This window comes from Sulfurimonas sp., assembly GCF_041563495.1.
Lineage (GTDB): Bacteria > Campylobacterota > Campylobacteria > Campylobacterales > Sulfurimonadaceae > Sulfurimonas.
In genome coordinates this window covers 54,868-80,189 of the sequence record NZ_JBFFMZ010000007.1, presented here as the reverse complement: position 1 = coordinate 80,189, position 25,322 = coordinate 54,868, and the positions used below count along the sequence as shown (strand labels likewise).

28 protein-coding genes are annotated in these 25,322 nt (G+C 35.4%); 20 read left to right on the top strand and 8 right to left on the bottom strand.

The features are described from left to right. Positions 1-33 precede the first annotated feature (33 nt). From soxC to ABYK18_RS08640, 10 genes are all read left to right on the top strand, one after another. Entirely contained in the window at positions 34-1,335 is a 1,302-nt protein-coding gene (soxC, locus tag ABYK18_RS08685) for a sulfite dehydrogenase (RefSeq protein ID WP_373036276.1), read from the top strand. Then, positions 1,316-2,554 (top strand): c-type cytochrome, encoded by a 1,239-nt coding sequence (locus ABYK18_RS08680; RefSeq protein ID WP_373036275.1) that lies wholly within the window; start codon positions 1,316-1,318, stop codon positions 2,552-2,554. The genes soxC and ABYK18_RS08680 overlap by 20 nt, the downstream gene beginning before the upstream one ends. Positions 2,555-2,575: 21 nt before the next feature. Beyond that, positions 2,576-3,034 (top strand): thiosulfate oxidation carrier protein SoxY, encoded by a 459-nt coding sequence (locus ABYK18_RS08675; RefSeq protein WP_373036274.1) that lies wholly within the window; start codon positions 2,576-2,578, stop codon positions 3,032-3,034. Positions 3,035-3,096: 62 nt separating this feature from the next. After that, the gene (gene soxZ / locus ABYK18_RS08670) at positions 3,097-3,399 is read left to right on the top strand and encodes a thiosulfate oxidation carrier complex protein SoxZ (protein WP_373036273.1); all 303 of its coding nucleotides are present in this window, start codon (positions 3,097-3,099) and stop codon (positions 3,397-3,399) included. 8 nt (positions 3,400-3,407) lie between these two features. Beyond that, entirely contained in the window at positions 3,408-4,472 is a 1,065-nt protein-coding gene (locus ABYK18_RS08665; protein ID WP_373036272.1) for an MBL fold metallo-hydrolase, read from the top strand. 199 nt (positions 4,473-4,671) lie between these two features. After that, entirely contained in the window at positions 4,672-5,109 is a 438-nt protein-coding gene (locus ABYK18_RS08660; protein WP_373036271.1) for an MOSC domain-containing protein, read from the top strand. 38 nt (positions 5,110-5,147) lie between these two features. Beyond that, a complete protein-coding gene (locus ABYK18_RS08655) occupies positions 5,148-6,086 on the top strand; it encodes a DUF302 domain-containing protein (protein ID WP_373036270.1) in 939 nt (312 codons plus the stop codon). Positions 6,087-6,114: 28 nt separating this feature from the next. Further along, entirely contained in the window at positions 6,115-7,458 is a 1,344-nt protein-coding gene (locus ABYK18_RS08650; protein ID WP_373036269.1) for an FAD-dependent oxidoreductase, read from the top strand. Positions 7,459-7,510: 52 nt separating this feature from the next. Continuing rightward, positions 7,511-8,101 (top strand): DUF302 domain-containing protein, encoded by a 591-nt coding sequence (locus ABYK18_RS08645; protein WP_373036268.1) that lies wholly within the window; start codon positions 7,511-7,513, stop codon positions 8,099-8,101. A 115-nt stretch (positions 8,102-8,216) separates the two neighbouring features. Next, entirely contained in the window at positions 8,217-11,003 is a 2,787-nt protein-coding gene (locus ABYK18_RS08640) for an EAL domain-containing protein (RefSeq protein WP_373036267.1), read from the top strand. Between the two features lie 6 nt (positions 11,004-11,009). Here the strand turns inward: ABYK18_RS08640 and ABYK18_RS08635 are convergent, their stop codons facing one another. The 6 genes from ABYK18_RS08635 to ABYK18_RS08610 are packed head-to-tail and all read right to left on the bottom strand — an operon-like array spanning position 11,010 to position 15,183. Next, positions 11,010-12,065 (bottom strand): DUF6781 family protein, encoded by a 1,056-nt coding sequence (locus ABYK18_RS08635; RefSeq protein ID WP_373036266.1) that lies wholly within the window; start codon positions 12,063-12,065, stop codon positions 11,010-11,012. Positions 12,066-12,087: 22 nt separating this feature from the next. Continuing rightward, positions 12,088-12,357, bottom strand: coding sequence for a YbeD family protein (locus ABYK18_RS08630; RefSeq protein ID WP_373036265.1), 270 nt, complete (start codon positions 12,355-12,357; stop codon positions 12,088-12,090). Next, positions 12,338-12,808, bottom strand: a complete 471-nt coding sequence (gene moaC / locus ABYK18_RS08625; protein ID WP_373036264.1) for a cyclic pyranopterin monophosphate synthase MoaC — start codon at positions 12,806-12,808, stop codon at positions 12,338-12,340. Before moaC ends, ABYK18_RS08630 begins: the two co-directional genes overlap by 20 nt. Positions 12,809-12,862: 54 nt before the next feature. Beyond that, on the bottom strand, positions 12,863-13,291 hold the full coding sequence (locus ABYK18_RS08620) for a hypothetical protein (RefSeq protein WP_373036263.1): 429 nt from the start codon (positions 13,289-13,291) through the stop codon (positions 12,863-12,865). A 58-nt stretch (positions 13,292-13,349) separates the two neighbouring features. After that, positions 13,350-13,922 carry a molybdenum cofactor guanylyltransferase MobA gene (mobA, locus tag ABYK18_RS08615; protein ID WP_373036262.1) on the bottom strand — a complete coding sequence of 191 codons (573 nt, stop codon included), beginning with the start codon at positions 13,920-13,922 and terminating at the stop codon, positions 13,350-13,352. 1 nt (position 13,923) lies between these two features. Beyond that, positions 13,924-15,183 carry a 3-isopropylmalate dehydratase large subunit gene (locus ABYK18_RS08610; RefSeq protein ID WP_373036261.1) on the bottom strand — a complete coding sequence of 420 codons (1,260 nt, stop codon included), beginning with the start codon at positions 15,181-15,183 and terminating at the stop codon, positions 13,924-13,926. Between the two features lie 160 nt (positions 15,184-15,343). Here ABYK18_RS08610 and ABYK18_RS08605 point away from each other — a divergent pair, with 160 nt between their 5' ends. Both ABYK18_RS08605 and ABYK18_RS08600 read left to right on the top strand, forming a co-directional pair. Then, the gene (locus tag ABYK18_RS08605; RefSeq protein ID WP_373036260.1) at positions 15,344-16,177 is read left to right on the top strand and encodes an AraC family transcriptional regulator; all 834 of its coding nucleotides are present in this window, start codon (positions 15,344-15,346) and stop codon (positions 16,175-16,177) included. A 4-nt stretch (positions 16,178-16,181) separates the two neighbouring features. Continuing rightward, positions 16,182-16,925, top strand: coding sequence for a GGDEF domain-containing protein (locus tag ABYK18_RS08600; RefSeq protein WP_373036259.1), 744 nt, complete (start codon positions 16,182-16,184; stop codon positions 16,923-16,925). Here the strand turns inward: ABYK18_RS08600 and ABYK18_RS08595 are convergent. After that, positions 16,922-17,371, bottom strand: a complete 450-nt coding sequence (locus ABYK18_RS08595; RefSeq protein ID WP_373036258.1) for a hypothetical protein — start codon at positions 17,369-17,371, stop codon at positions 16,922-16,924. The two genes, ABYK18_RS08600 and ABYK18_RS08595, sit on opposite strands and share 4 nt — an antisense overlap. A 204-nt stretch (positions 17,372-17,575) precedes the next feature. Here ABYK18_RS08595 and ABYK18_RS08590 point away from each other — a divergent pair, with 204 nt between their 5' ends. The 3 genes from ABYK18_RS08590 (at position 17,576) to ABYK18_RS08580 (ending at position 20,496) form a co-directional block, all read left to right on the top strand. Then, positions 17,576-18,790 carry a NifS family cysteine desulfurase gene (locus ABYK18_RS08590; protein WP_373036257.1) on the top strand — a complete coding sequence of 405 codons (1,215 nt, stop codon included), beginning with the start codon at positions 17,576-17,578 and terminating at the stop codon, positions 18,788-18,790. A gap of 23 nt (positions 18,791-18,813) precedes the next feature. Further along, complete coding sequence (locus ABYK18_RS08585; protein WP_373036256.1) at positions 18,814-19,788, top strand: iron-sulfur cluster assembly scaffold protein; 975 nt, start codon at positions 18,814-18,816, stop codon at positions 19,786-19,788. A 111-nt stretch (positions 19,789-19,899) separates the two neighbouring features. Beyond that, positions 19,900-20,496 carry a 2OG-Fe(II) oxygenase gene (locus ABYK18_RS08580; protein WP_373036254.1) on the top strand — a complete coding sequence of 199 codons (597 nt, stop codon included), beginning with the start codon at positions 19,900-19,902 and terminating at the stop codon, positions 20,494-20,496. On the opposite strand, the gene ABYK18_RS08575 is transcribed toward ABYK18_RS08580, so the two are convergent. Beyond that, positions 20,497-21,066, bottom strand: coding sequence for a cytochrome b/b6 domain-containing protein (locus tag ABYK18_RS08575; RefSeq protein WP_373036253.1), 570 nt, complete (start codon positions 21,064-21,066; stop codon positions 20,497-20,499). Positions 21,067-21,098: 32 nt separating this feature from the next. On the opposite strand from ABYK18_RS08575, the gene ABYK18_RS08570 reads away from it, so the two are divergent. The 5 genes from ABYK18_RS08570 to ABYK18_RS08550 are packed head-to-tail and all read left to right on the top strand — an operon-like array spanning position 21,099 to position 25,293. Beyond that, a complete protein-coding gene (locus ABYK18_RS08570; protein WP_373036252.1) occupies positions 21,099-21,878 on the top strand; it encodes a TrmH family RNA methyltransferase in 780 nt (259 codons plus the stop codon). Between the two features lie 56 nt (positions 21,879-21,934). After that, on the top strand, positions 21,935-23,179 hold the full coding sequence (locus ABYK18_RS08565; protein WP_373036251.1) for an EAL and HDOD domain-containing protein: 1,245 nt from the start codon (positions 21,935-21,937) through the stop codon (positions 23,177-23,179). A gap of 44 nt (positions 23,180-23,223) precedes the next feature. Beyond that, positions 23,224-23,415 (top strand): YwbE family protein, encoded by a 192-nt coding sequence (locus tag ABYK18_RS08560; protein WP_373036250.1) that lies wholly within the window; start codon positions 23,224-23,226, stop codon positions 23,413-23,415. Beyond that, the gene (gene dbpA, locus ABYK18_RS08555) at positions 23,415-24,776 is read left to right on the top strand and encodes an ATP-dependent RNA helicase DbpA (protein WP_373036249.1); all 1,362 of its coding nucleotides are present in this window, start codon (positions 23,415-23,417) and stop codon (positions 24,774-24,776) included. The genes ABYK18_RS08560 and dbpA overlap by 1 nt, the downstream gene beginning before the upstream one ends. A gap of 4 nt (positions 24,777-24,780) precedes the next feature. Next, a complete protein-coding gene (locus ABYK18_RS08550) occupies positions 24,781-25,293 on the top strand; it encodes a YgjP-like metallopeptidase domain-containing protein (protein ID WP_373036248.1) in 513 nt (170 codons plus the stop codon). Positions 25,294-25,322 lie beyond the last annotated feature (29 nt).

Genomic DNA, 25,322 nt, shown 5'->3' with positions numbered 1-25,322 from the left:
TAAAAATAATAAGTAAATTAAAAAGGGGAAGATGTGGATAAAACATTTGAAACAGAAAAATCAACATCTGTTAGTAGAAGAGATTTCTTCAAAAGAACAGCATCTGTAAGTGCTGTTGCTGCTGCAAGTATTCTAGCACCAGGCACTCTACTCGCAGATGATGAAAATATCATTCATCATACTGAGTGGGGAACTACTTTAGGAGATGAGTGTAACTATAATCCATACGGATTACCATCAAAATATGAGCATAATGTTGTAAGAAGAACATCAGCCCTAATGTCATCAGCCGGTGACATGCACGCTGCGATTTCTATGACACCGTTACATGAGCTAAGCGGAATTATTGTACCAAACGGTTTACACTTTACTCGTACTCACAATGGTGTAGCTCACATTGATCCGAATAAGTATAGACTTATGATACACGGTCTTGTTGAAAAACCAATTGTTCTTACATTAGATGAACTTAAAAGATATCCGAGTGAGAGTAGAATTTTATTCTTAGAGTGTCCGTCAAACAGTGCTGCTGAGTGGAAAGGTCCACAGTTCGGTTCTTTACAGTTTGTTAAAGGTATGATGAGCTGTTCAGAGTGGACAGGTGTTCGTTTGAGTACTATACTTGATGATCTTGGTCTTAAGCCGGAAGCTAAATGGATGTTAGCAGAAGGTAGTGACGGTTCTGAGATGAGTAGAACATTGCCTGTTGAGAAAGTTCTTGATGATGTAATGATAGTTTATGCACAAAATGGTGAAGCTTTACGTGATGAGCAGGGTTATCCTGTACGTTTAATGGCTCCGGGCTGGGAAGCTAACCTATGTGTTAAGTGGCTAAAAAGATTAGAATTTGGTGACAAACCATGGTATGCAAAAGAAGAAACTTCTAAGTACACTGCATTAACTGCAAGTGGAAAAGCTATTCAGCATTTCTATGCAAACGAAGTAAACTCTATTATTACATCACCATGTCCTGAAAAACCGTGGACTGATCTTAAAGTAGGTGATCTAGTTGAGATACAAGGTCTTGCGTGGAGTGGACACGGAACTATCAGAGGGGTTGATATCAGCTTTGACGGCGGTAAAAACTGGACAGAAGCAAGCCTAAAAGGTTTAGTCCTTCCAAAAGCTTGGACAAGATTCTCATATATGTACAGATATGAAGGTAAACCGTTATTACTACAAAGTCGTTCTTATGATGACTCTGATAATGTTCAACCTACTGTTAATCAAGAGAAAAAAGTAGTCGGTGTAGAGGGTGTTTACCATAGAAACGCTATCTGTACATGGGCTGTTGATGCTAAAGGAGGGGTGACAAATGTTCAAGTTAGATCGTAAATCAATTTTAATAGGAGCATCGGTATTTGCTAGTTCGGCTCTTCTTTTTACAGGATGTTTGCCTTCATCTGCAAATACGAATGAAAAAACTTCTGCAAAAGCTGAAGCTACTGTAAGTGCTCCAAGCAAAATCGGTAGTTATGCAATAAAAAATAAGACTGCTATTGATGGTGGTGTAACTTATGTAAGAGCAAACGGTGTAGAGACTGCGTATGCTTACAATCAGCAAAGCACTAAAGGCGTCAGCTTCGGTAGACGTGCAACACCAAATGAAATAAAAGCATGGGACGTTGATGCATTACCGGATGGTACAGGTTTACCGGAAGGTGAGGGTTCTGTTGAAGAGGGTGATGAGCTTTATGAGGCTCAATGTGCTTCTTGTCACGGTGAGTTCGGAGCAGGCGGTAAAGGTTATCCTCAATTAACTGGTGGAAATCAGTCAAAAGATGAAAACGGAGTTGTAAAAACTCTTAAGAATCAAAGGGTTTACGGTAAAACAGATGCACCAAAAAGAACTATCGGTACATATTGGCCAAAAGCTACTACGCTGTTTACATATATAAGAGATGCTATGCCGTATGCACATCCAAAAAGTTTAACAAGCAATGAAACGTATGCTATTACTGCTTATTTATTAGCTCAAAACGGCATAAAAATTGACGGTGAAACAATGGGTGAAGAGTATGTTTTAGATAAAGAAAAACTTATAAAAGTGGTTCTGCCAAACAACAATGGTTTTTATCCGAATATTGATGGCCCTGAAGGTCCTGAAAATGTAAGAGCATTTTTTGCTGATCGTGCTAAAAACATTGGTGCTGGTGTAAGATGTATGAGTGATTGTAAAGATCCTGGTGGTCAAGACGGTAAAACAGAAGCAACGGTAGTGAAAATTAAGTACGAGATGAGCGACGTTGTACCTCCGTACTCAACTGTTAGAGAATTACCGCCTGAGGTAGAAGATAAAACTATATCTAAAGCCGAAAAGATGTACAATGTATCTTGTAAGCTTTGCCATGCAACTGACACAATGGGTGCTCCGGCAGTTGGAGATGTAGATGCATGGAAAGATGTACTTGCTAAAGGTTTTGACAAGGTTGTGATCAATGCAATCACTGGTATGGGTGGTATGCCTCCAAAAGGTGGCAATGAAGACTTAACAAACACAGACGTAAAATTAATAGTTGAATTTATGGTAGATTCAAGTAAACAAAAACACTAAACTAAACAAAAGGAAAACAAAATGGATAGAAGAAAATTTTTAGGCGTAGGTCTTGCAGCTTTTGCTGCGATCGTTGCACCGGGAACAAACTTAAGAGCAATGGACTTTAGAGCTGAAAAGCCTAAAGCATGGGAAGCAGAAAAATCAGTTGACGCTATTAAAGAGTTATACGGTTCTGCAGGATTGAAAAAAAGTGATAAAATCAAACTTACTGCACCTAAACTTGCAGAAAACGGTGGATCAATTCCAATTAATATTAAATCTAAGTTAGACCTTGAGTCTGTTGCAATCTTCCAAGATGCAAATCCAAGAAGTTTAACTGCTGTATTTACAATTCCAGAAGGTGCAATCATTGATTATGATTTCAGAATCAAGATGAGACAAACTGCATTAGTTACAATCGTAGGTAAAGGCAGAGACGGTACGCTTTATACAACTGGTAAAGAGATAGATGTTTCTATCGGTGGATGTGGAGGTTGATTCAACCCCACTTCTCATATATAATAAGTAAAAAATAAAAATAAAAAATAAAGGTAAAAAAAATGGCAAAGATGAAAATTAAAGCAAAAGAAAAAGGCGGCGTTGTTAAAGTAAAAGCAATGTTTACGAGCTTAATGGCAGATAAAGAAGAAGCAGAAAAAAAGAAAATCAAAGTAGAGTATATTAGACAAATTGTTGCTACTATTAACGGAAAAGTAGTGTTTGAAGTAACAACAAGTGGATTCATGTCTGAAAACCCTCTTATTAAGTTTAAAACTAAGGGTGGTAAAAAAGGTGATAAAATCGAATTTACTACAACTGACAACAATGGGAAAACAGAAACGGCTTCTAAAAAAATTAAATAAGGACACTTATGAAAACTAAAATAATTATTTTATTATCGATAATAGCGTTTGTTGTCGCATCGCCGTTTATCTTTAATAAAAGAGTTACTATTACAGACCCGCATACACTTGATGCTGATGGTAACTTTATTCTTTATGAATGGGTTGAGCCTCGTGACGGTCAAGGTCCTGATTGGGATTATAACTTAACGCCGGTACAAGTTAGTGATAGAGTTTGGTGTTTCTTTGGCGCAATGGAAATGCCAACTAAAGAGAATGCCGGAAATATGTCAAATAGTTGTTACATCAAAGGTAATGACAGTTGGATAGCATGGGATAGCGGTCCTTCGTTTGTATTTGCTAAACAAGCTTATGAAGCAATGAGTAAGATTGCAAAGCTTCCTGTTAGTACAGTTATAGTTAGTCATGAACATGATGATCACTGGCTGGGAAATAACTACTACAAAGAAGTTCACGGCGCTACAATTATGGGTCCGGAATCTATAAATGTAAATTACCATAAGGGCGATCAAACAAGAATGATTAAAGCATTGTATCAAAATGCTATTAGAGGCACAGAGCTTGTACCTGTTGATAAATATTTTGATGAAACAAGTGAATTCAAAATTTCTGGTGTAGATTTTGAATATGTTAAAGTTGGATATGCACACTCTGAAGAGGATTGGTTCTTATATTTACCAAAAGACAAAGTTGTTTTGGTTGCTGACGTTGTTATGAACGGAAGAGTCACTTCAAACAGAGACGGTATTATTGTAGGTCAACTTAACGCACTTAAAGCCATAAAAGCTAGAGATTGGAATCATTTAGTTCCAGGTCATGGTTTTATAACTGATAAAACAGCGGCAGATGAAGCTGTTCTCTATTTTACTCTAATTAAAGATCAGGTTTTAGAAGGAATAGAAGAGGGGATCAGTCCTGATGATATTACTAAAGTTGTTACTTTAGAAGAGTTTAGAAAGAAAGACTTATACTACACTCTTAGTTCAGGAAATGTATATAGAGCTTATGAAGAGCTTGAGATGTACGATGGTGATGAAGAAGAAGACGAAGAGGACGAAGAAGAGGAAGAATAGTCTTATAATATAGATTATTAGCCCCTTTACATTGTTTACCATTAGTGGTACTTATAACATTAAAGATAGTTTCAATTTTGCATTGACTTGATTGCAGCTATCTAGAAAAATAATATATGTTGTACTGCCTAATGGATAAACAGCACAAAAAATCAAAAAAACTTATAGAAAATTTTAAACAAAGAGAGAGTAGTACTATATGTCATTACATCAAGCTGGGAAAATATTAGAACTATTTTATTCTACTAACAACGGTAGAGTAAATACAACTGAGTTAGCTCTTGATGATAAGGGTGTTATAGAAGATAAGTATTATAATAAAGACATACAAAGATCTGTTTTAATAACTTCATTAGAGAGTTATAAACTGGCTTCCAGTCACGGTATAGATGCACCATATAGCGCATTAGGGGAAAATATACTCATAGATTATAATCCCTACCATTTAAGACCGGGAGCAAGACTAGCAATCGGTGATCTTGAATTAGAGATCAGTCAAAACTGTACACTTTGTAAAAGTTTAGCAAAAGTAGATGCTAGATTACCTAAATTACTTAAAGATGATAGAGGTGTTTTTGCAAAAGTTATTAGCAGTGGAACCATCCGTAAGGGTGATAATATTTATCTTCTAAAATAGATAGTCAAAACTTCACAACATTAAAAAAAGGAAAAGAAATGAAATCAATGATAAAAGGGTTGGTTGCAGCACTAATGCTAGTAACTGGAGTTGCAGCAAGTGCAGCACAAGATATTCAGATATATACTGCTGATAATTCAAATGGGAAGATAACAGGAGCTTCTATAGAGAAAGCTTTTGCAGATGCAGGATTTTTAATCTCTGGCAATAACGATATGAATGTAGCATTCAAATCAAAATTTCAAAAAACTAACCATAAAATGTATTATCTTTTTACTCTTTATAAAAAAGATTTGGTTTTGGAGTTAGTTAAAGTGTCTCCAAAAGCCGCACTGTTTGCACCATTGAGTATGTCTATATATATGAAAAAAGGCTCAAATGATATCTCTATTTCGTCATTGTCAATAGACGGCATGGCAAAAGTTACCGGTATACCTGCTACAAATAAGCATATGATAGAATACGCTAAACTGGTTAGAGCTACTCTAGCTAAGGCTTTACCAAAAGGTCATTTTGAAAAAATACCATACAAACCTCTAAAAGCTAAAGGTGAGTTAGTAACTTCATTTACTGCTGAAATGGAAGCACAAGGTGATGATGTTGAAGACGAATTGGAAGGTTTTCAGACAGAGCTTGAAGGTTCTTTAGAGACTGTTGGATTTGTAATTGCAGGTTTCAATAAGTTGGGCAATGAGTTTGAGGAAGCGGGATATGATAAATATGACTTTTTTGATGCATACTCTATTTGTAAACTACCGGTTATTTTTGAGGTAGCTAAAACTCATCCGGAAGCCGGTGCATTTGCTCCATGTACATTTTATATGTACAAAGAAAAAGGTTCAACTGTTGTTAATATGGCATATCCGTCAGTATACAACTGGTTAAGCTCTTTAGCTATAGAAGATGAACCATCTTTAAAAGTGTTAGAAGATGCTCAAAAACTTATGATTAAAGTAGTAAAAGAAGTTACTGAGTAATAAAAGAATTTAATGATAGGATGTCCCAATGGCTATATCAAGAAGAAAAGCTTTACAGTTTTCAGGTGTATTTGTAGCATCAACAGCAATAAACGCATCTACTAAAATTGATGACATAAAAACGAGTAAAGCATCTAAGACCAAAACAGAATATAAAGCTCCATTACCGCCTGCAAAAGGTCCAAGAGTTGTTATAGTCGGCGGCGGCTGGTCAGGACTCTCTATCGCAAAATATACAAAGATATTTGCTCCAAATGCAGATGTTGTTTTGGTTGAGCAGAGACATGAGTTTGTATCGTGTCCTCTTAGCAATTTATGGTTGGTCGATAAAATAAAATTAGAATTTTTAACTCATGATTATCTTCAGGCTGCAAGAGAAAACAATTATACATATTTTCATGCAACAGCAACTGATCTTGACAGAGAAAATCGTATTTTGAAGACTAGCAACGGTGATATTAGTTTTGATTACTTGATTTTTGCGCCGGGGATAGATTATGATTACTCACGTTGGACAAGCGATATTGCATTTGAGACAAGACTTAGACAGGAATATCCGGCCGGGTTTATTCCGGGATCTGAGCACATAACTTTACGCAACAAAGTTTTAAACTTTAAGGGCGGAAATTTTATATTAACAGTTCCAAGCGGAAACTACAGATGTTTGCCTGCTCCATATGAGAGAGCTTGTGTTATAGCAGATTATTTTAAGCAAAAAAAACTAAAAGCCAAAGTCATATTATTAGATGAAAACAATACTATCACTATTAAGAAAAAAGGTTTTCAATCTGCCTTTGATGAGCTTTATGCTGATTATATTGAGTATCATCCAAATACAACTATTAAAAATATAGACCTTGATAATAAAATAGTTGAAACAGAGTTTGATGAAATCAGCTTTGAAGAAGCCGCTTTTTACCCGCATGTAAGAGGGGCTAAGATTTTAGAGAGAGTCGGGATTGCCAAAGATGCTAAAAACATGCTTGAAGGCGATATTAACACATTGACATATGAAGTTAAAGGCGAAAAAAACATATATGTTACGGGTGATTCAAGACCGATGGGCTTTTCAAAATCAGGTAATACTTCAAACTCTGAAGGTCATCATGTAGCTAGACTAATTGCACAAAAAATCAATAAAGACAAAAAAATAATATGGGAACCGCCTACAACTACTTGTTTCTCTGCAGTATCGATTGCACCTGAGAGAGCAATATATATTTATACTCAGTATGCATATAATAAGACAGATGAAACATTTGATTTTGCGTCAACAAGCAGCAGTGAAAATTGGCTCAAAGATGGAGCTGTTAACGCAAGCTCAATATATGACTGGGCTACCGCTTTATATGCAGATATGTTCGGAAAATAATTAATCAAATATATTTAGATAACATTTTTAAGTAATAAAAAAAAGGTAGAGAATGAATATTTTAAAAAATATTTTAAGCGTTATCGGCGCTATTATAATTGTAGGCATGCTTGTAGCATTTGTCAAGTTTGACTTGGGAGATAAGATGAATAAAGTCTCAAAGTTGGACCCAAGAGCTATGGGTGCTTATATGGAGATGTTTAACGGTGTGCTTGAATCAGGCAGATCAGCAGATGCAATGGTTAGACGTGTAAAGATAAACCCTGACGTTTCCACTGATGAAGTTGTTGAATCTATGAAGAGCATAGCAACAGATGCCAATATGGTTCAAGTCGGTGATTCACGTATGGCTGAAGAATATGACCATGAAGGTAAAAGACAAAGATACATCAGAATCCTTCACTACTGCAGCCCTAACATAGCAAAAACTTTTATTGACTATTCAGTAGCATATGGTGCCTTTATGCCATGTAGAATCCTTATTGTTGAAGATGATAAAGGTGACAGATGGCTAGTTACGATGGCTATGGAACTTATGTTGTTTGGCGGGCATCCACTGCCTCCTGAAATGATGAAAAAAGCTGAACACGTTAGAGATACAATGTACAAAATGATGGATTTAGGTTCTCAGGGAGATTTTTAAAACTTCTTCTTATACAACGTAAAGGCTATAAAATCTGGTAAAAATAGATTTTATAACCTTTAAATATCTTAAAGCTTTAGTTAATACTTCAAAATCTTACACTATAATAGTCTTTATGAAATTATTAAATTGCAATTTTGAAGATTTAAAAAAGCTAGACTCTTTTATAGATGATAATATATCAAAAGATTCAAACTTACTTATCCAGCTTTTAAGTGGTGAGACAAATACTTCAAAACTAAAACCTATTTTAGAACTGCTATCAAATAAACTTCCAAATGCAAAGATAATCGGTGCTTCAACGGCAGGAGAGATTGTTAATGGCAAGATTCATAGAAATACTATTCAAATATCATTTTCAATTTTTAAAAATACTAACATTGAGACTTATTACTATCCTGAATCCAATTTTGATTTTGGAGTAAAAGCTGCTAAAGATTCTATTAAAGAAGACACTCGGGCTGTGATTGCTTTTAGTGAAGCCTTAAAAGGTGATTCGGAGTCCTTTTTAAATGGCTTCACATCAGTTAATCATGACGTAATTATTGCCGGTGGGAATGCCGGCGATAATTTTGAGTTTAAAACAACATTTATAATAAAAGACAAAGAAATATATTTTGATGGAATAGTATTAGCCACATTAAATAGTGACACTCTCTATGTTTCTAATCATTACTCTCTTGAATGGACACCAATCGGTAGAGATATGATAGTTACCAAATCAGATAAAAACATCATATATGAAATTGACAACAAGCCTGTAAAGGATATATTTTCGCATTATTTGGGAGAAGAAATTATCTCTAATCTGCCAGCCAGTGCAATAGAATTTCCTTTAGTAAGAGTTGAGAATGATATTGTCATTGCCAGATCAATGGTTGGAGTCACATCAGAGAACGGATTTGTGTTTGCAGGTCATTTTAATGATGGAGACAGAGTAAGGTTTGCTATTGGTAACATAGAAGAAATACTCAACAATGCTTCTAAGATTCAAAGTAAAATAGCACAAAAACCGGTAGAGGCCACTTACATATATTCGTGCTCTGTGAGAGACCTTTTTTTAAAAGAACAACTTAATTATGAGTTTGGTCTTGTTGAAGAGATAGCTCCTACAATTGGCATGTTCACATACGGAGAATTTTTTCACTCTTGTGAAGATACCAAGCTGCTAAATATAACGACTACTACGCTTTCTATTTCAGAAACAAACAATAAGTCCGCTCATGAAGATATAGCTAATAATGAGCATAAACAGACCATGCTAAAATCACTGACTCATCTGGTAAATGTTTCTCAAGACGAACTTGACGACAGCATAAGTATATTGAACCAATATAAAAGAATACTTGATGAGAGTTCAATTGTTTCAAAAACAGACACCAAAGGCATCATCACATATGTAAATGATGCTTTTTGCGCGGTATCAGGCTATTCCAGAGAAGAGTTAATTGGTAAAAACCACAATATTATCAAGCATGATGAAAATGATTTGAAAATATTTAAAGATATGTGGAAGACAATCAAAAATAAGCAGATATGGCGCGGTACAATTAAAAATATCTCTAAAAAAGGATATATTTATTATGTTAAGTCTGTAATAATGCCAATTTTGGACGATGATGGTGAGATAGTTGAATTCATAGCAGCAAGAACAGACGTTACAGAGTTAATAGAAAAAGATAAAATCATAAAAAAACAATTTACGGATGAATTGACGGGTCTTCAAAACAGGGGAGCACTACTTAGAGATTTAGCTTTATCAAATAAGAAGAGTACATTAGCTCTAATAAATATAGACAGATTCTCGGATATAAATGATTATTTTGGATACAAGATTGGAGATAAGGTTCTTAAGGAACTTGGTAAAATAATCAAAAATAATATAATCAGAGAAGGACAGGCATATAGATTGAGCAGCGATGAATTTGCAGTGTTGTATTCTAATCAGGAGCTATGCAGTGAAATAAAAGTTAGTATCCAAGAATTGATTGAGCGTATAGAAAATACTAATCTGGAGATTGACGGATATAATATTGCACCTATTATATCTTGCGGTGTGTCGACTGGTAAAAAACAAGAAGTATATAAGCTTTCTCATATTGCCATCAAAGAGAGTAAAGTTAATAATAAAAAAATTATTATCTATGATGAGAATGAATACTTGAAAACACAGATGAAGAATAATATAGAAGTAATAGACACTATCAAACTAGGCATTAAAGAAGATAGGTTCGTGCCGTTTTATCAAGGTATAGTGGACAATAAAACTAAAAAGATTATAAAGTATGAAGCTCTTATCAGACTAAAGCGTGCAGATGGTTCTATAGTACCCCCGTATTTCTTTTTGGAACATGCAAAAAAGGCAAAACTATATGATAAATTGACCCGCATAATGATTGAAAAAGCATTTAAGAAGTTTTCAAAACTTAAGTATGATTTTTCAATCAATCTGTGCCTTCAAGATATACTTTCAAAAGAGACCATAGAAGTATTGATAAAAAACCTTAAGAAGTACAAATGCGGTAATAGAGTAGTTTTGGAGATTGTGGAATCTGAGGGTATTGAAAACTTCAACGAGTTGGATCTTTTTATAAAAGAAATTAAAAAGTACGGTTGTAAAATAGCTATTGATGACTTTGGCACAGGTTATTCCAACTTCAGCTATTTGACTAGACTCAATATTGACTATATAAAAATAGACGGTTCTTTGATAAATAACATTGATAAAGACTTAACTCAAAGAATCACGGTTGAGAGTATTTTGCTCTTTGCAAAAAATATGAATATCCAAACAATCGCAGAGTTTGTAGAGACAGAGAATATTTATAATACGTTAGTAGAAATAGGCGTAGATTATTCACAAGGTTATCTTTTTTCAAAACCTTGTGAAGATTTAGAATAAAGATTTTTATCTATCTTTATCTATTGCACCTTTAGCAGTTTTAATTGCACTCCCTAGAGCAGTCTTAGCTACTACCCAGGCTTGTTTACCCATTCGCTTAGCTTCTTGTGCTGCTTCAGACTTTAGAGCCGTATCGGCTTTCTTAACAGCTGTTTTTGCAAATGAAGAAAATCTCTCTCTCATAATATCAGCCGTCTCTTTAGATATATGAACAAGTTCTTCTAGATCGTAATGCATATCTTTATTGATATCAATAAGCAGTTTTCTTATGATTTGAGTGTTTTCACTTGCTTGAGTTTGAATAACCTGTGAAAAAAGAGTATCAGTCTGATTCAGATCTTCCATAATAGTGTCATAATCTTCTATAAGGATGTGTTTTGCCTCAATAGGCATAAAAGCTAAACGCTTTTTAAACCTGTCTATAGAACGTACAAGACCGCTTCTCATACCATGAAGAGTCGCATATAAAATATCTTCAGCTTTCGTAGGCGTAGCTTCTGCTATATCTACTGCTGATTGCAAGATAGTAGCTAGTATCTTTCTTATTCTGATTGTATTTAGTGAACCTTCTTTGATAGCTTCAAAAGTTATATCTTTGATTACTTCTTGGATAGTCTCTCTGATATCTCCGTCTGTGTCTTTTTCAAGTGCCGTAATAATGGCCGATTCAACCGTTTCACTTAGAAAATCGTAAAGATCAATGGATTGTAATTTAACTTGATGAAGTTTGTAAAGAGCTTCTTTTTCACCATCTATATGAGCTTCAATCGCATTAAAGACATCATATTTTGATTCTTGAAGTTGTTCGGATTTTTTTTCTAAACTTCTCTCGATAATCTCTTTTTGTGCCAAAAGTGATTCAACATCATCCTTTAAACTATGAGTTTCAATATCTAAAATAGTTGTAGCAATAGTCTTAATCTCATGCAGATTCAAATCGTTTATTTTGATGTTTAAATCATCACTAAGATGGTTCATTGCATGTGCGACTCTTTTGTCAACACTCTTGAATCTACGGTTATACGAGTCATTTAAATCACTTGTTAATTTATCTAAATCCATCATGAATCCTTAATTTTATTTTCTATAGTACCATTTTTATATTTTGATGAGCCTTTAGGGCTTCATATATAAAATTTCTGTCATCTTCGTTGTGCACAAGCAGATCAAGATTCATGCTTACATATTTTCCGCCTTTGGAATTTTTTGAGTGAGTAAGCTTATGCTCTCTTTCATCAATAACATCATGTATAGCCTTCTCAAGAGCCTCTTTTTCGCCGGCGATAAGTTTATATGACCAAGAACATGGATAGGTAAGTTCTAATTTCTCAGTTCTATCGTTTAAAATCTCCACTTTTCCCTCCTGATTTTTCTTCTAGTTGCACGTTTCTTATAATCATGCCCTTATCTATCGCTTTAACCATATCATATATAGTCAAAAGACCGATGCTCGTTCCTGTTAAAGCTTCCATCTCAACACCGGTTTGACCTGTGAGTTTTGCAGTTACAGTCAGTTTGAAGCCTGGAAGCTGAGGTAGTTCTTCTACGTCACAGTTGATACCGCTTAGATTTAGCGGATGACACATAGGGATAAGGTCACTTGTCTTTTTCACGCCCATTATTGCAGCGATAACCGCGGTTTGAAGAACAGGACCTTTTTTAGTCTTTTCGCTTACTATTGCATCGTAAGCGTCTTGGCTCATCTCTATGACTCCAGATGCTACGGCAACTCTTGTAGTTTGATTTTTATCAGATACGTCGACCATTTTCGGTCTTTGATTTTCATCTAAGTGTGTTAACTTCATTGCTATTCTTTAAATTGTATTTTTATTATTATAGCAGAAGAAAAGTAAGCTATCTTATTGATTCTCTTTTTGTTTTCTAAAGAGGTGGTATCTGGATTTTTTGAAAGCTCTTTTCATAAGATTTTCCGGGCATTCATCTACATTTCTCCAGATACCTGAAGGGCATTGAATTTCTAGCATTCCCTTTTCTTTATATTTTAATATTTGTTTTTCTGAAGGGACTTTATGAGGAGGTTGAATATCTACATCACTTAACTCTATGTCTTCTAAATAAAAAACTGTTTGACATCCTCCATAAAGAGGGGACCAGTTTGGCAGACCATCTAATGTGTAGTGTACTAATTGTCCATTTTCATATTCAGCAGCAAAAACGTAGAAACCCTCAAGTCTATGTTTTTTGGGCAAGGCAAAAACAACTTTCCCCTTTCCGTATATGAGACTAAAAACCTCTTGTTCAAGCTTCACCTTACTAAAGTAGTGCATTTAACTTCCTTTGTTTGCACAAATGATATTCAAGTTTGATTACAATATAACTACAAGGTTAGATGAGGCTTAGTGCTTCTTTGTATTCGTGAGGGTGGTTGAGGTTTAGAAATGGTTTTTCATCATCGAAGTTTACAAAGGTAGTGTTTGAGTTTTTCAGTAAAAACCCCAGTTTATGGCTGTCAGTTTGAAGCATCTGTTTAAACTCTTTTTGAAGAGAACGATGATAGATGCCACACATTGGCTGAACTCCAAATTCTGTTTTTGCTATAGTTGCATCTGAGTCCTTTATATCTGCATCTATGATCTTTTTTATCTCTTCTGCACCTACAAAGGGAGCGTCTACACTAAGCGCAAAAAAAGCATCTTCTTTTAGTTCATTATAAATAGCAACAAATCCGGCAGTTGGAGCAAATGCCTGTGTCGTCTTAACATCTTCAATAAAATCTGCTTCAAAGTCAAACTTGCTTTTATCTTTGCACGAGATATATACTGTTTTAAATATTTTACTTAGACGTGAGAATTGAAACTCGGTGAGTGTATTAAAACCTGCAAAAGGAAGAAGAGACTTGTCTTCTCCCATTCTGCTGCTTTTGCCACCTGCAAAGATGACGCAGGGGATATTAAACATATTATCTAGGGTCTGTTATGTAGCCGGTAATAGCGGAGATTGCAGCGACAGCAGAGTTTGCAAGATATACTTTTGAGCTTCTTGAACCCATACGGCCTACGAAGTTACGGTTGGTTGTTGAGACTGCGACTTCATCGTCTCCCAAAATCCCCATATACCCGCCAAGACATGCTCCACATGTAGGGTTGGAAACAACTCCGCCTGCATCTATAATGATGTCCATATAACCAAGCTTATATGCTTCTTTTAGGATTTTTTGAGTTCCGGGAGTTACGATAAGGCGAACATCCTCGTGAACTTTCTTGCCTTTTAAAATCTCGGCAGCAGTCTTTAGGTCACCTAAACGCCCGTTTGTACAACTTCCTATAAATGCCTGATCTATTTTAATCTTATCTTTCACCGCTTGAGTGATAGAGTGACCGTTTGACGGCAAGAATGGGTAAGCGATAACAGGCTCCAGTTCTGCAACATTTATATCTAAGACTTGGACATAAGAAGCATTAGCATCTGAGTAATGAATCTTAGGCTCACGAGCCAGATCTTTATCTGCTAAAAACTCTTTAGTTACATCATCATAAGCAACAATGCCACTTTTTGCTCCTGCTTCAATAGCCATGTTACACATAGAGAATCTGTCATCCATGCTTAAATGCTCGATTGTACTGCCTGTAAATTCTAAAGTTTTGTATAGAGCGCCGTCAACACCTATCATGCGGATGATTTCTAGAATGATATCTTTGCCTGTAGTGTATTTGCCCGGTTTACCGCTAAGGTTTACTTTGATCGATTCAGGAACTTTAAACCAGTTTCCGCCTGTAATCATCGCAAATGCCAAGTCAGTAGAGCCCATACCTGTTGAGAATGCTCCAAGTGCGCCGTGAGTACAAGTATGCGAATCTGCACCGATGATCACATCACCAGGAACTACAAGACCTTTTTCCGGTAAAAGCGCATGTTCGATTCCCATGTCTTTTTCATCAAAAAAGTTTTTTAGATTATGTTTTTTAGCAAAGTCACGAGAGATTCTAGCCTGATTAGCAGATGCTATGTCTTTTGCAGGGATAAAGTGGTCAAGAACAATAGAAAATCCATCAGGATTGGCAAGTTTCTCTGCACCGCTAAGATTAAAAGCACTAATTGAGATAGGAGTAGTAATATCGTTTCCAATAACCATATCGATGTTACAGCGGATGATTTCTCCGGCAAACACTTCTCTTCCAACATGCTCTGAAAATATTTTTTCTGTTATAGTTTGAGCCATAATGAACCTTTATAATAAGTAATAATGTTGCGATTATACCATTTAAGATTTAAAATCAGAGTGAAACTAAGTTCATTGACGATTTAACACAACTTGAAAATAAAATAATTGAGTACAATGTAAGTACAATGTTTACAAACAAAAATAATGGTTATATTTAATGATTTATGATATTTTCTCCACGTCACAAGAATTAGCAAGCACGATTAAACAGTATGTAGTTATTAACTCGTTTGAAGGTGTAGAAAAGCTGCTTTTTTTGCCGAATGGATCTAATTTTATAGTTTTTAACAGAGGGATAGAAGGGTATACAAAAATATACAATGAAGAAAACAAGTTTTCTATTCCTCAAAGATACTCTGTAAGTGTAAAAACTAACAAAGTTGAAAGCTTTGTTTTAAGTGAAGAAAGTGATTCTGCTAATATCACATTTCCGATTATATTAGCGGAACTTACCCCTGTTGGTTACTATCAGTTATTTAATAAAGAAGCCGCTTCTTTAAACAGTAATTATGAAGAATTGGAACAGGATGTAGTAGATAAGTATTTCAAAGATTTATATTTGCATAAGAGCATAGAAGAAGAGATTCAATATTTGAACACTTCTTTTGCTTTATTGCAATCTTTACAAGAAAGTACGCATTTACCGATTTTTGATGTTATTGATAAAATAGCAAACTCATATCATTATGAAGTAACAGTAGAAAATCTTACAAAAGAATTTGGTTGTAGTAGAAGCACCATGGAAAGACAATTTAAAAAAGTTGTCGGTTTGACTCCAAAAAATTTCATCTTTGTTTCAAAATTTTGCAAAACAGTATTGTCGTATATCGAAGATGGGCATACTTTTAAGGAACTTGAATACTTGTACAGTGACAGTTCACATATGAATGCTGTTTTTAAAAAATTTCTGGGTGTCAGTCCAAGTGTTATACTTAAAGAAGTTGCAAATAAGAATATACAGATATATCAGATGCATAAGCCCAAAGAGTGAGTAGATGATTAGTGTTAAAGAGAAAAAACAGTTAATTTACAAGATATTTATAATTATGTTTTCTTCATTGGCACTGCTATCTTTTATTCGAGTGTTGTTGTTTCATTACGACTCAATGCATAACTATGAAATATATATACTTGTCATAAAGGAACTGTTTTTTTCTATTTTATCAGCAGGTTTTATAATCGCTATATTGTACTTTTTTATAAAAAAAGAAGTTTTGCGGGTAAATGAAAAAGCTATGAATTATGCATTTACGGATGCATTGACAGGATTATATAATCGTCATTACTTGAACGATTTTATAAAAAATTTTACTTCCATGAACAAAGAAGATGCAAGTTTTGCCATAATATTTATAGATATAGACAGGTTCAAAGATGTAAACGACACTCTTGGTCATTCAACCGGAGATTGCATATTAAAAAATCTTGCTTTAAGTTTACAGTCTTTGATTAGACCCAGCGATATACTTTGTCGTTATGGTGGAGAAGAGTTTGTGATTATATTTACCGATATTTTCAAAGAAAATGCTTTAAAAAAAGTAGAGCTTATCAGGTCTAGTATAGAAAATAGAACTTTTGATTGCAAAGAACAAAAAATTACAATTTCTGCAGGTATAAGTTTTGGCAACAGTAATGATAACATTCATAAGGTTATAGAAGAGTCTGATAAAGCACTTTATATGGCAAAAGAAGCGGGAAGAAATTGCGTTAGAGTTTTTACGCAGCAGTATGAAAATTAAATTTCATACTTTAAAGCTTTTTTAGCATACTCTACTGAACAAAAGAACATTGCTGCAAAAATAGGATTTATCTTTACGTAGTCGTCCTCTATGGTCTCAAAGATTTTAAAGTTAAAGCCTTCTCCCTTTTCTGTATTAAGAGGGGTAATAGTAAATTCTATCGGAGCTAAAGTCTTAATCATATTTAAGATTTTCTTTTTTTTCTTCTCACTGTCGCTTTGTAATATGTTAAAATCCTGATCTTCAGAACTTTTATGAGAACGTATAATCTCTTCTAAGATATCGAACTTATCTTTGAAAACTATTTTGTTCCATGTAATGCTTGCTTCTTTAGAGTCTATTCTGCAGCCGTTGAACATGAGTGCATTGGGCCTTTTTTCTTTCATAGCTTCAAGCAATCCTAAAAGGAAGTTTGAGCCGCCTAGGGCATCAGCACATTTTTTCATAAATAGATGTATTAATGCTTTCGTATTTTCGTTTTGTTTGTTAAAATTACACATAGTAAACCTTTAAATGGAATTATACCTTAAATAAAGTAGTAAGTCAGTTTCGTTTAAGCATATCGTAATAACAAACCTATTATCATATCAAAAGTAAAAGAAGACAAAAATTGTCTTAATTAAAAATAATCCTATTTCATGAGGTAAAACATGCAAGTTTATTTAGATAACAATGCTACAACGATGGTAGACCCACAAGTTGTAGAAGTAATGCAGCCATTTTTCAGTGAGTTATACGGTAATCCAAATTCACTTCATAAATTTGGAACGGCTACGCATCCTGCTTTAAGCAAAGCAATAGATCAAGTCTATACAGCATTAAATGCAAGCGATAATGACGATATAGTATTTACGTCTTGTGCAACAGAATCAAATAACTGGGTTCTTCAGTCCATATTTATGGATCTCATCGTAAACGGGGACAAGAATCATATTGTAACGACTGAGGTTGAACATCCGTCGGTACTTTCAACATGTAAGTTTTTAGAGGAACAAGGTGTTAAAGTTACTTACCTTCCTGTAAATGACCAAGGTGTTGTTGAAGCGCACACTGTTAAGAGTTTTATTACAGATAAGACGGCTTTAGTATCTGTTATGTGGGCTTCAAATGAGACAGGGATGATTTTTCCTATTAAAGAGATAGGAGATATCTGTAAAGAAAAAGGTGTTCTTTTTCATTCAGACGGTGTACAGGCGATAGGAAAAATACCTGTGGATTTACAATCATTGCATGTTGATTTTGTTTCCATGTCTGCACATAAATTTCATGGACCTAAGGGTGTAGGTGCTCTTTATATTAGAAATTCTCAAAAACTTACTCCACTCTTACACGGTGGAGAACATATGGGTGGCCGTCGTTCGGGTACACTAAATGTCCCGTATATTGTCGGAATGGGTAAAGCTATTGAACTTGCAACTCAAAATATTGAAGAGACAGGAAAAAAGATTAGAGAAAAAAGAGATCGTCTTGAAGATGCTATCTTAGAACTTAGCGATACATTTGTAGTCGGTGACAGAGAAAACCGTACGCCAAATACAATCCTTATATCTATTAGAGGTGTTGAGGGTGAAGGTATGCTTTGGGATTTAAACAACGGTCAAATAAGTGCATCTACCGGTTCAGCCTGTGCAAGTGAAGACCTTGAGGCAAACACGGTAATGCTTGCTATCGGTGCCGATAATGAACTTGCACATACGGGTATCAGACTAAGTCTTAGCCGTTTTACTACAGATGCTGAGATTGATTATACTATCAGTCATTTTAAAGCTGCCGTTGCTAGGCTTCGTGCAATTTCAAGTTCATTTGCAATTCAAAAACCAACAGCAGGCGGGGAAGTTCAAGAATGTGAACTTCATCACCACTAAAAAATAAGATATAGGAAAATATTATGGCAAAAGCAGATATGTTAGGCGAGTCTCTTTGGGACGCGTATTCAAATAAAGTAACAACGTTAATGAATAACCCTCAACACCAAGGTGAAATCTTTGAAGCAGATGCAGAGTCTCGCGGTCACAAACTTATAGTTGCTGACTTTGGTGCTGAGAGTTGTGGTGACGCTGTTCGTCTGTATTGGGAAATAGATCCTGAAACAGACAAGATAGTAGATTCAAAGTTTAAAAGTTTCGGCTGTGGTACGGCTATAGCATCTTCGGATGTTATGACAGAACTTTGTATAGGTAAAACAGTTGATGAAGCAGTAAAAATTACAAATATTGATGTTGAATTTGCTCTTAGAGACGACCCGGATACTCCGGCAGTTCCACCTCAAAAAATGCACTGTTCGGTTATGGCTTATGATGTTATAAAAAAAGCGGCAGGACTTTACAAAGGTGTAGATGCAGATAGTTTTGAAGAAGAGATTATTGTTTGTGAATGTGCTCGTGTTAGTTTAAACACTATCAGAGAGGTAATCAAACTTAATGATTTAACAACTATTGAGCAGATTACTGATTATACAAAAGCCGGAGGTTTTTGTAAGTCTTGTATCAAACCTGGCGGTCATGAAGCCAGAGAGTGGTATTTAGTTGATATTCTAAGAGATACTCGTAAAGAGATGGATGAAGAGAAGATGAAAGCTGCTGCAGATGCAGGAGCGTCCGGAGATTTTGCAAGCATGACTCTGGTTCAGCAGATAAAAGCGGTTGATGCCGTAATCGATGAGAGTGTCCGTCAATTCTTAGTTATGGACGGTGGAGACATGGAAGTCATTGACATTAAAAAAGGTGATGAGTATATCGATATTTATATCCGTTACTTAGGTGCTTGTAATGGTTGTGCTTCTTCTTCAACAGGTACGCTTTACGCAATCGAATCAACTCTTAAAGAGAAACTTTCTAAAAATATCCGCGTTCTTCCGATTTAATATTTAACACTCTTTTGGAGTGTTAGGTAAAATACTTTTAATAAAACAGCATCTTTATACTCAAAAAACAAAAAAACTGATTACAATGCGATACTAACATTAGGTATGCATATGAATCAGTCTATATATTCTAAAATAACAGATGCTTTAGTCGATGATGGGTATATAGTAATACAAAATGCTATCAGCCGAAATCTTTCCCGCTCACTTTTAAAAGATGCAAAAATTGAGACCAAGTTTAAAAGAGCCGGTATCTCAAGCTTTCCTGCTTTGCGCATAGATACCAACAGAAGAAGAGATAAAATCCATTGGTTAGATGATGACGGTTCGGTACGAAGTGAGTTCTTAGCTTTTGCCGATGGGCTCAAAGAGTATCTAAATAAAACACTTTTTTTGGTTTTAACATATTACGAGAGCCACTACTCCATTTATAACAACGGAGATTTTTATGAGACTCATGTAGATGCTTTTAAAAACTCAGTAAACCGCGTCGTGACTACCGTTTATTATCTAAATGAAGGGTGGAGAGAGGGAGATGGAGGAGAGTTGGTAATATATGACGAACATAGTAATTTTTTAAAAAAAGTGCCTCCAATAGCGAATACCCTAGTTGTATTTTTAAGCGAGAAGTTTCCGCATGAAGTATTGCCGGCTAAGAAAAAAAGATACTCTATAGCCGGCTGGTTCAGAATAGACAAGGTAGCGTAATTACTCTTTACCGTTTATCATTGTCGAAATCAGGCCTTTTTCATCTTGGTTCTCTGCGACAATAACACCGGCTATATGAAGCGGTACAAAGTAGAGAATAACATTATATACAAGCTCGTGAATCTCTTTTATATCATGAGCAGTATCTTTTAATAGTCCTAAATCTTGGTAGAAGTGAATCACTAGGCCGGTAACACTCATAAAAAGCAGAGTCGCATAAACAATATAGTATGAAATATGAACGGCTTTTTTATGCGGTGTCAGAGAGTTAAAAGCCTCTTTTTTTGATGAGTCTTTAAAGAATAAAAATATCCTAAAAAGAATTAAAAAGGCAAGAGCATAACCGAGTATGATATGCCACTCCCACATACCTGCGCGGACAGCTTTTGCTAACACTTTTGCTTGTTCAATGCTTATCTCTATGTCCATGTCAAAGAGTTTGTTCATAAGTATTTCAGAGTTGGTTCTCCAACTCAAAAATGTCTTTCGTAAAAATACGGTTGCAAGCAGTCCTAAGACTACGATTGCGTTTAGCCAGTGCCAGATGCGAAAAGATATTGAGTATTTCATTTGAACTCCTTTGTTATGCTATTATAGCAAATATGAATTATATAAAAATAGAAAATATAAATATACCGGAACTTGAAATATACAAAAAGCTGAGAGACAACGCTTTTACAGAAGATAACAGCTTTGTAGCCGATAGCCCAAAAGTAGTGAATATGCTTTTAGAAAGTGACCTTGAAATTAAAAGTATTTTGGCGACTAAAGAGTATTATGATGAGTTTGCGGATCTGATAAGCTCAAAAAAAATCGCAAAACTTTTTCTTGCAGACAAAGAAGAGATGCAGGGTATTGTCGGTCACAAGATTCATCACAACTGTATGATGCACGGTACTCGTCCTGATGAAACACCACTGAAAGCTCTTGGAGATAATATTTTGATGTTAGATGCCATAACATCAACAGAGAATGTCGGCTCTATAGCAAGAAGTGCCGCTGCTCTTGGAGTGGGTTCATATCTTCTGCCTCGTCAATCGCCGCATCCTTACGGCAGACGTGCTTTGCGTGTTTCCATGGGTTATACGGCCAAGTTAAAAGTGCATATATATGAAGATATATTTCAAACAATTAAAGAACTTAAAAAAAACGGCTACAGAATATTTGCGGCTGAAATAACTCCAGATGCCACACCTTTATCACAAGTAAAAGCTCCAAAAAAATGGGTTCTTTTGATGGGGCACGAGGGAAAAGGAATATCGCAAGAAGTACTTAGTGTATGTGATGAAGTCTTAAGTATAGAGATGGCCCAAGGCGTAAAGAGTTTCAATGTAGGAGTAGCTGCATCTATTATGATGTATAAATTAAAGCATTCGTACTAAATATTCTGATATATTTTTTCTGTTACAATATATAAACTTAAACAAAAAGGATTGCAATGGAAAATGTATATTTGGGACGCCAGCCAATTCTTGATGCCAAAGGTGACCTTGTCGCGTATGAGATTTTATACAGGGATAGTACAAAATCCAGCCATATAAGTAATGACCGTTTTGCCAGTGCCTCTGTTATAAGTAATATTTTAAATAAGTTTGGAACAAATACTCTTCTTGGTAATCGCAGGGCTTTTGTAAAAGTTGATGAGAAATTTTTACTTCATGACATAATCTTTTCTATACCAAAAGAGTTTTTTATCTTCTCGCTTTTTGAAGATGTAAAGGTGAATGAGAGGGTAGTTGAGAGACTGCAGCAGCTTCACGCCAAAGGTTACAAGCTCGCTATAAATAATATGATTTTGAATACTGAAAATATGCAGGAGTATGCCAAAGTATTTAAAGAACTTTCTTATGTGAAAATAGACCTTGATAAAGGTCTTGACCCTGAAATAAAAGATATGATTAGTGAACTAAAAGCCAATAACATAAAAGTGGTCGGTTCCAAGATTGAAGACAATGCACAATACCTGCTGGCTAAGGATTTTGGCTGCGAGATGTTCCAAGGATACTTTTTTGCAAAGCCGAATATAATTGAAAATGCAAAGTATGAACCTTCACAGTTAAACGTACTAAAACTTTACAATATGCTCATAAACGACACAAACATAGATGAGATTACATCAGAGTTTGAAAATAATTATGAGATTACGGTGCAACTGCTTCGTTTTATAAACTCATGTGCATTTCACTTTAGAAATAGGATCTCTTCCATCCATCACATCCTGACTCTTGTTGGAAGACAGCCTCTTGCTAAATGGCTGATGCTGATGATATACTCAAAATCCGTCAGTAAAACATCCAGACATTCCCCTTTGATGCTGATGATCAAACATCGAACAGAGCTTATGGAAAATATCTTAAAAGCCGTAAATCCAGATGTACAAAGCAACGCTTTGGGAGAGGCGTATTTTGTAGGTGTCTTGTCTCTTATAGACACTCTTTTTAGTGTTAAACTGGAGAGAATTTTGCAGGATTTACACATTTCTGATGAGGTTTCAGATGCTCTTTTAAAAGATAAAGGATTACTTGGAGAGATTTATTCTCTTATAAGAGATATAGAAAATTTTGATACAAAATCAATACATATATTTACCTCAAAATACAATTTAGGAACTCATCAAATAGAAGATATAGTCCTTAAAAGTATGGAAGATGTGAATAGTTTTGAGGATGCAATAATAGCTTAGAAGAATATAGCTATAATTGCACACTTAAAATAAAAGGTACGCTTATGGACGGCACTCAAAGAAAAAACATCAAACATGGCAAAAGCGTGGCAATTGTGCTTAAACAAGACCAAGATACCGGACTTCTTACAGACGGCATAGTCCGTGATATACTTACCAAATCCCCGTCTCATCCTCATGGCATCAAAGTGCGTCTAATGAGCGGTGAAGTCGGTCGTGTGAAAGAGATATATTAATGAAATTTTCTACATTAGCACTTTCAAAAGAGATGCTTCTTAACCTTGATACAATGGGTTACACACAGATGACTCCTATTCAGGCAGAATCTCTTGTGCATATACTTGAAGGAAAAGATGTAATCGCTCAGGCAAAAACTGGAAGCGGTAAAACTGCCGCTTTTGGAATAGGGCTGCTTAGTAAACTGCAGGTAAAAAAGTTCAGAGTTCAGTCTCTTGTACTTTGTCCTACACGTGAGCTTTCAGATCAAGTAGCAAAAGAACTTCGTCTTCTTGCAAGAGGCACGCACAATGTTAAAATCCTTACTCTCTGTGGAGGCGCTGCTTTTGGTCCACAGCTGGGTTCTCTTCGTCATGGTGCGCATATTATAGTCGGGACACCCGGGCGTATTTTAAAGCATCTAAAAAAAGAGACGCTCTCTTTGGAAGACTTGGAGATTCTGGTTCTTGATGAAGCGGACAGAATGCTCGATATGGGATTTAGCGAAGAGATAAACGAGGTCTTGTCATACACTAAAAAAAGAAAGCAGACACTCCTTTTCTCAGCTACATATACGGACGAGATAATTGATATCAGTAAGTCTATTCAGCACGAAGCTGTCAATGTAAAGACTATCTCCACTGAAGTCGCAAACAACATAACCGAGAGATTTTACGAAGTAAACGAACACCAAAAACTCGATACCATAGTAAATATCTTAAGTAATTTCAAGCCTGAAAACGTGATCATCTTTACAAATACAAAGATAGATGCAAAAGAGTTGGCAGAGAACCTGCAAAAGAAAAAAATAGATGCACTGGCTATTCACGGTGATTTAGAACAGTATGAGAGAAACGATGTCTTGGTTCAGTTTGCAAACAAAAGCTGTCCTGTTCTTATAGCTACAGATGTCGCAGCTAGGGGACTTGACATAAAAGAGATGTCTATGGTTATAAACTATGACCTTCCTCACGGTGAAGAGACCTACACGCATCGAATAGGGCGAACGGGTCGTGCAGGTTCTGACGGTTTGGCATTTACTCTTTTTAGCACTTATGAAGCAGACAAAGCTTATGAATACAAAAACGGCACCAGACTTTTTGAGAGTGCAGGTGAGCTTAAAGCTGTAAACGGTTTTGAGATGAAACCCCGGTATATAACGCTTGTAATAGAAGGCGGGAAAAAAGATAAAGTCCGTGCGGGAGATATACTTGGAGCTCTTACAGGAGATGCGGGACTTCAAGGCAATTCAATCGGTAAGATAGATATTTATGAGCGTCAAAGTTATGTTGCAATAGAGGCTAAACTTATCGATGAGGCACATAAGCAGCTAAAAAATGGCAAGATAAAAGGTAAGAAGTTTTCTGTCTGGGTTTTATAACTAAATGAAAGAACTAAAGTATCTAAATAACTACCCTGCTACGGTAAAAGAGCAGGTTCATCAACTTATAAAAGCAGACAAGCTCTCTACGCATCTCTTAAAAAAATACCCGTTTGGACATGACAAGAAGAGTGACAAAACACTTTTTGCCTATGTAAATGACTTAAAGAACGAACACCTTAAAAAAGCTGCTCCGCTTAGTAAAGTCGTTTATGACGGAAAAATAAATGTAATCCATAATGCTCTTGGAACTCATCACTTTGTCTCAAGAGTGCAGGGAGGAAAGTTAAAAGCTAAAAACGAGATACGTGTTGCATCTATGTTTAAAAGTGTTCCCGAGGAGTTCTTGGAGATGATAGTGGTACATGAACTCTCCCACTTTAAAGAGAAAGAACATAACAAAGCTTTTTACAAACTATGTGAATATATGCAGCCTTCATATCACCAAATAGAGTTTGACTTGAGGCTCTATCTTACGCACATGGACATTAAAGGCAAGCTTGAAGAGTGGTGTTAATTGATTTTAGTTAATTTATATTAATAAAG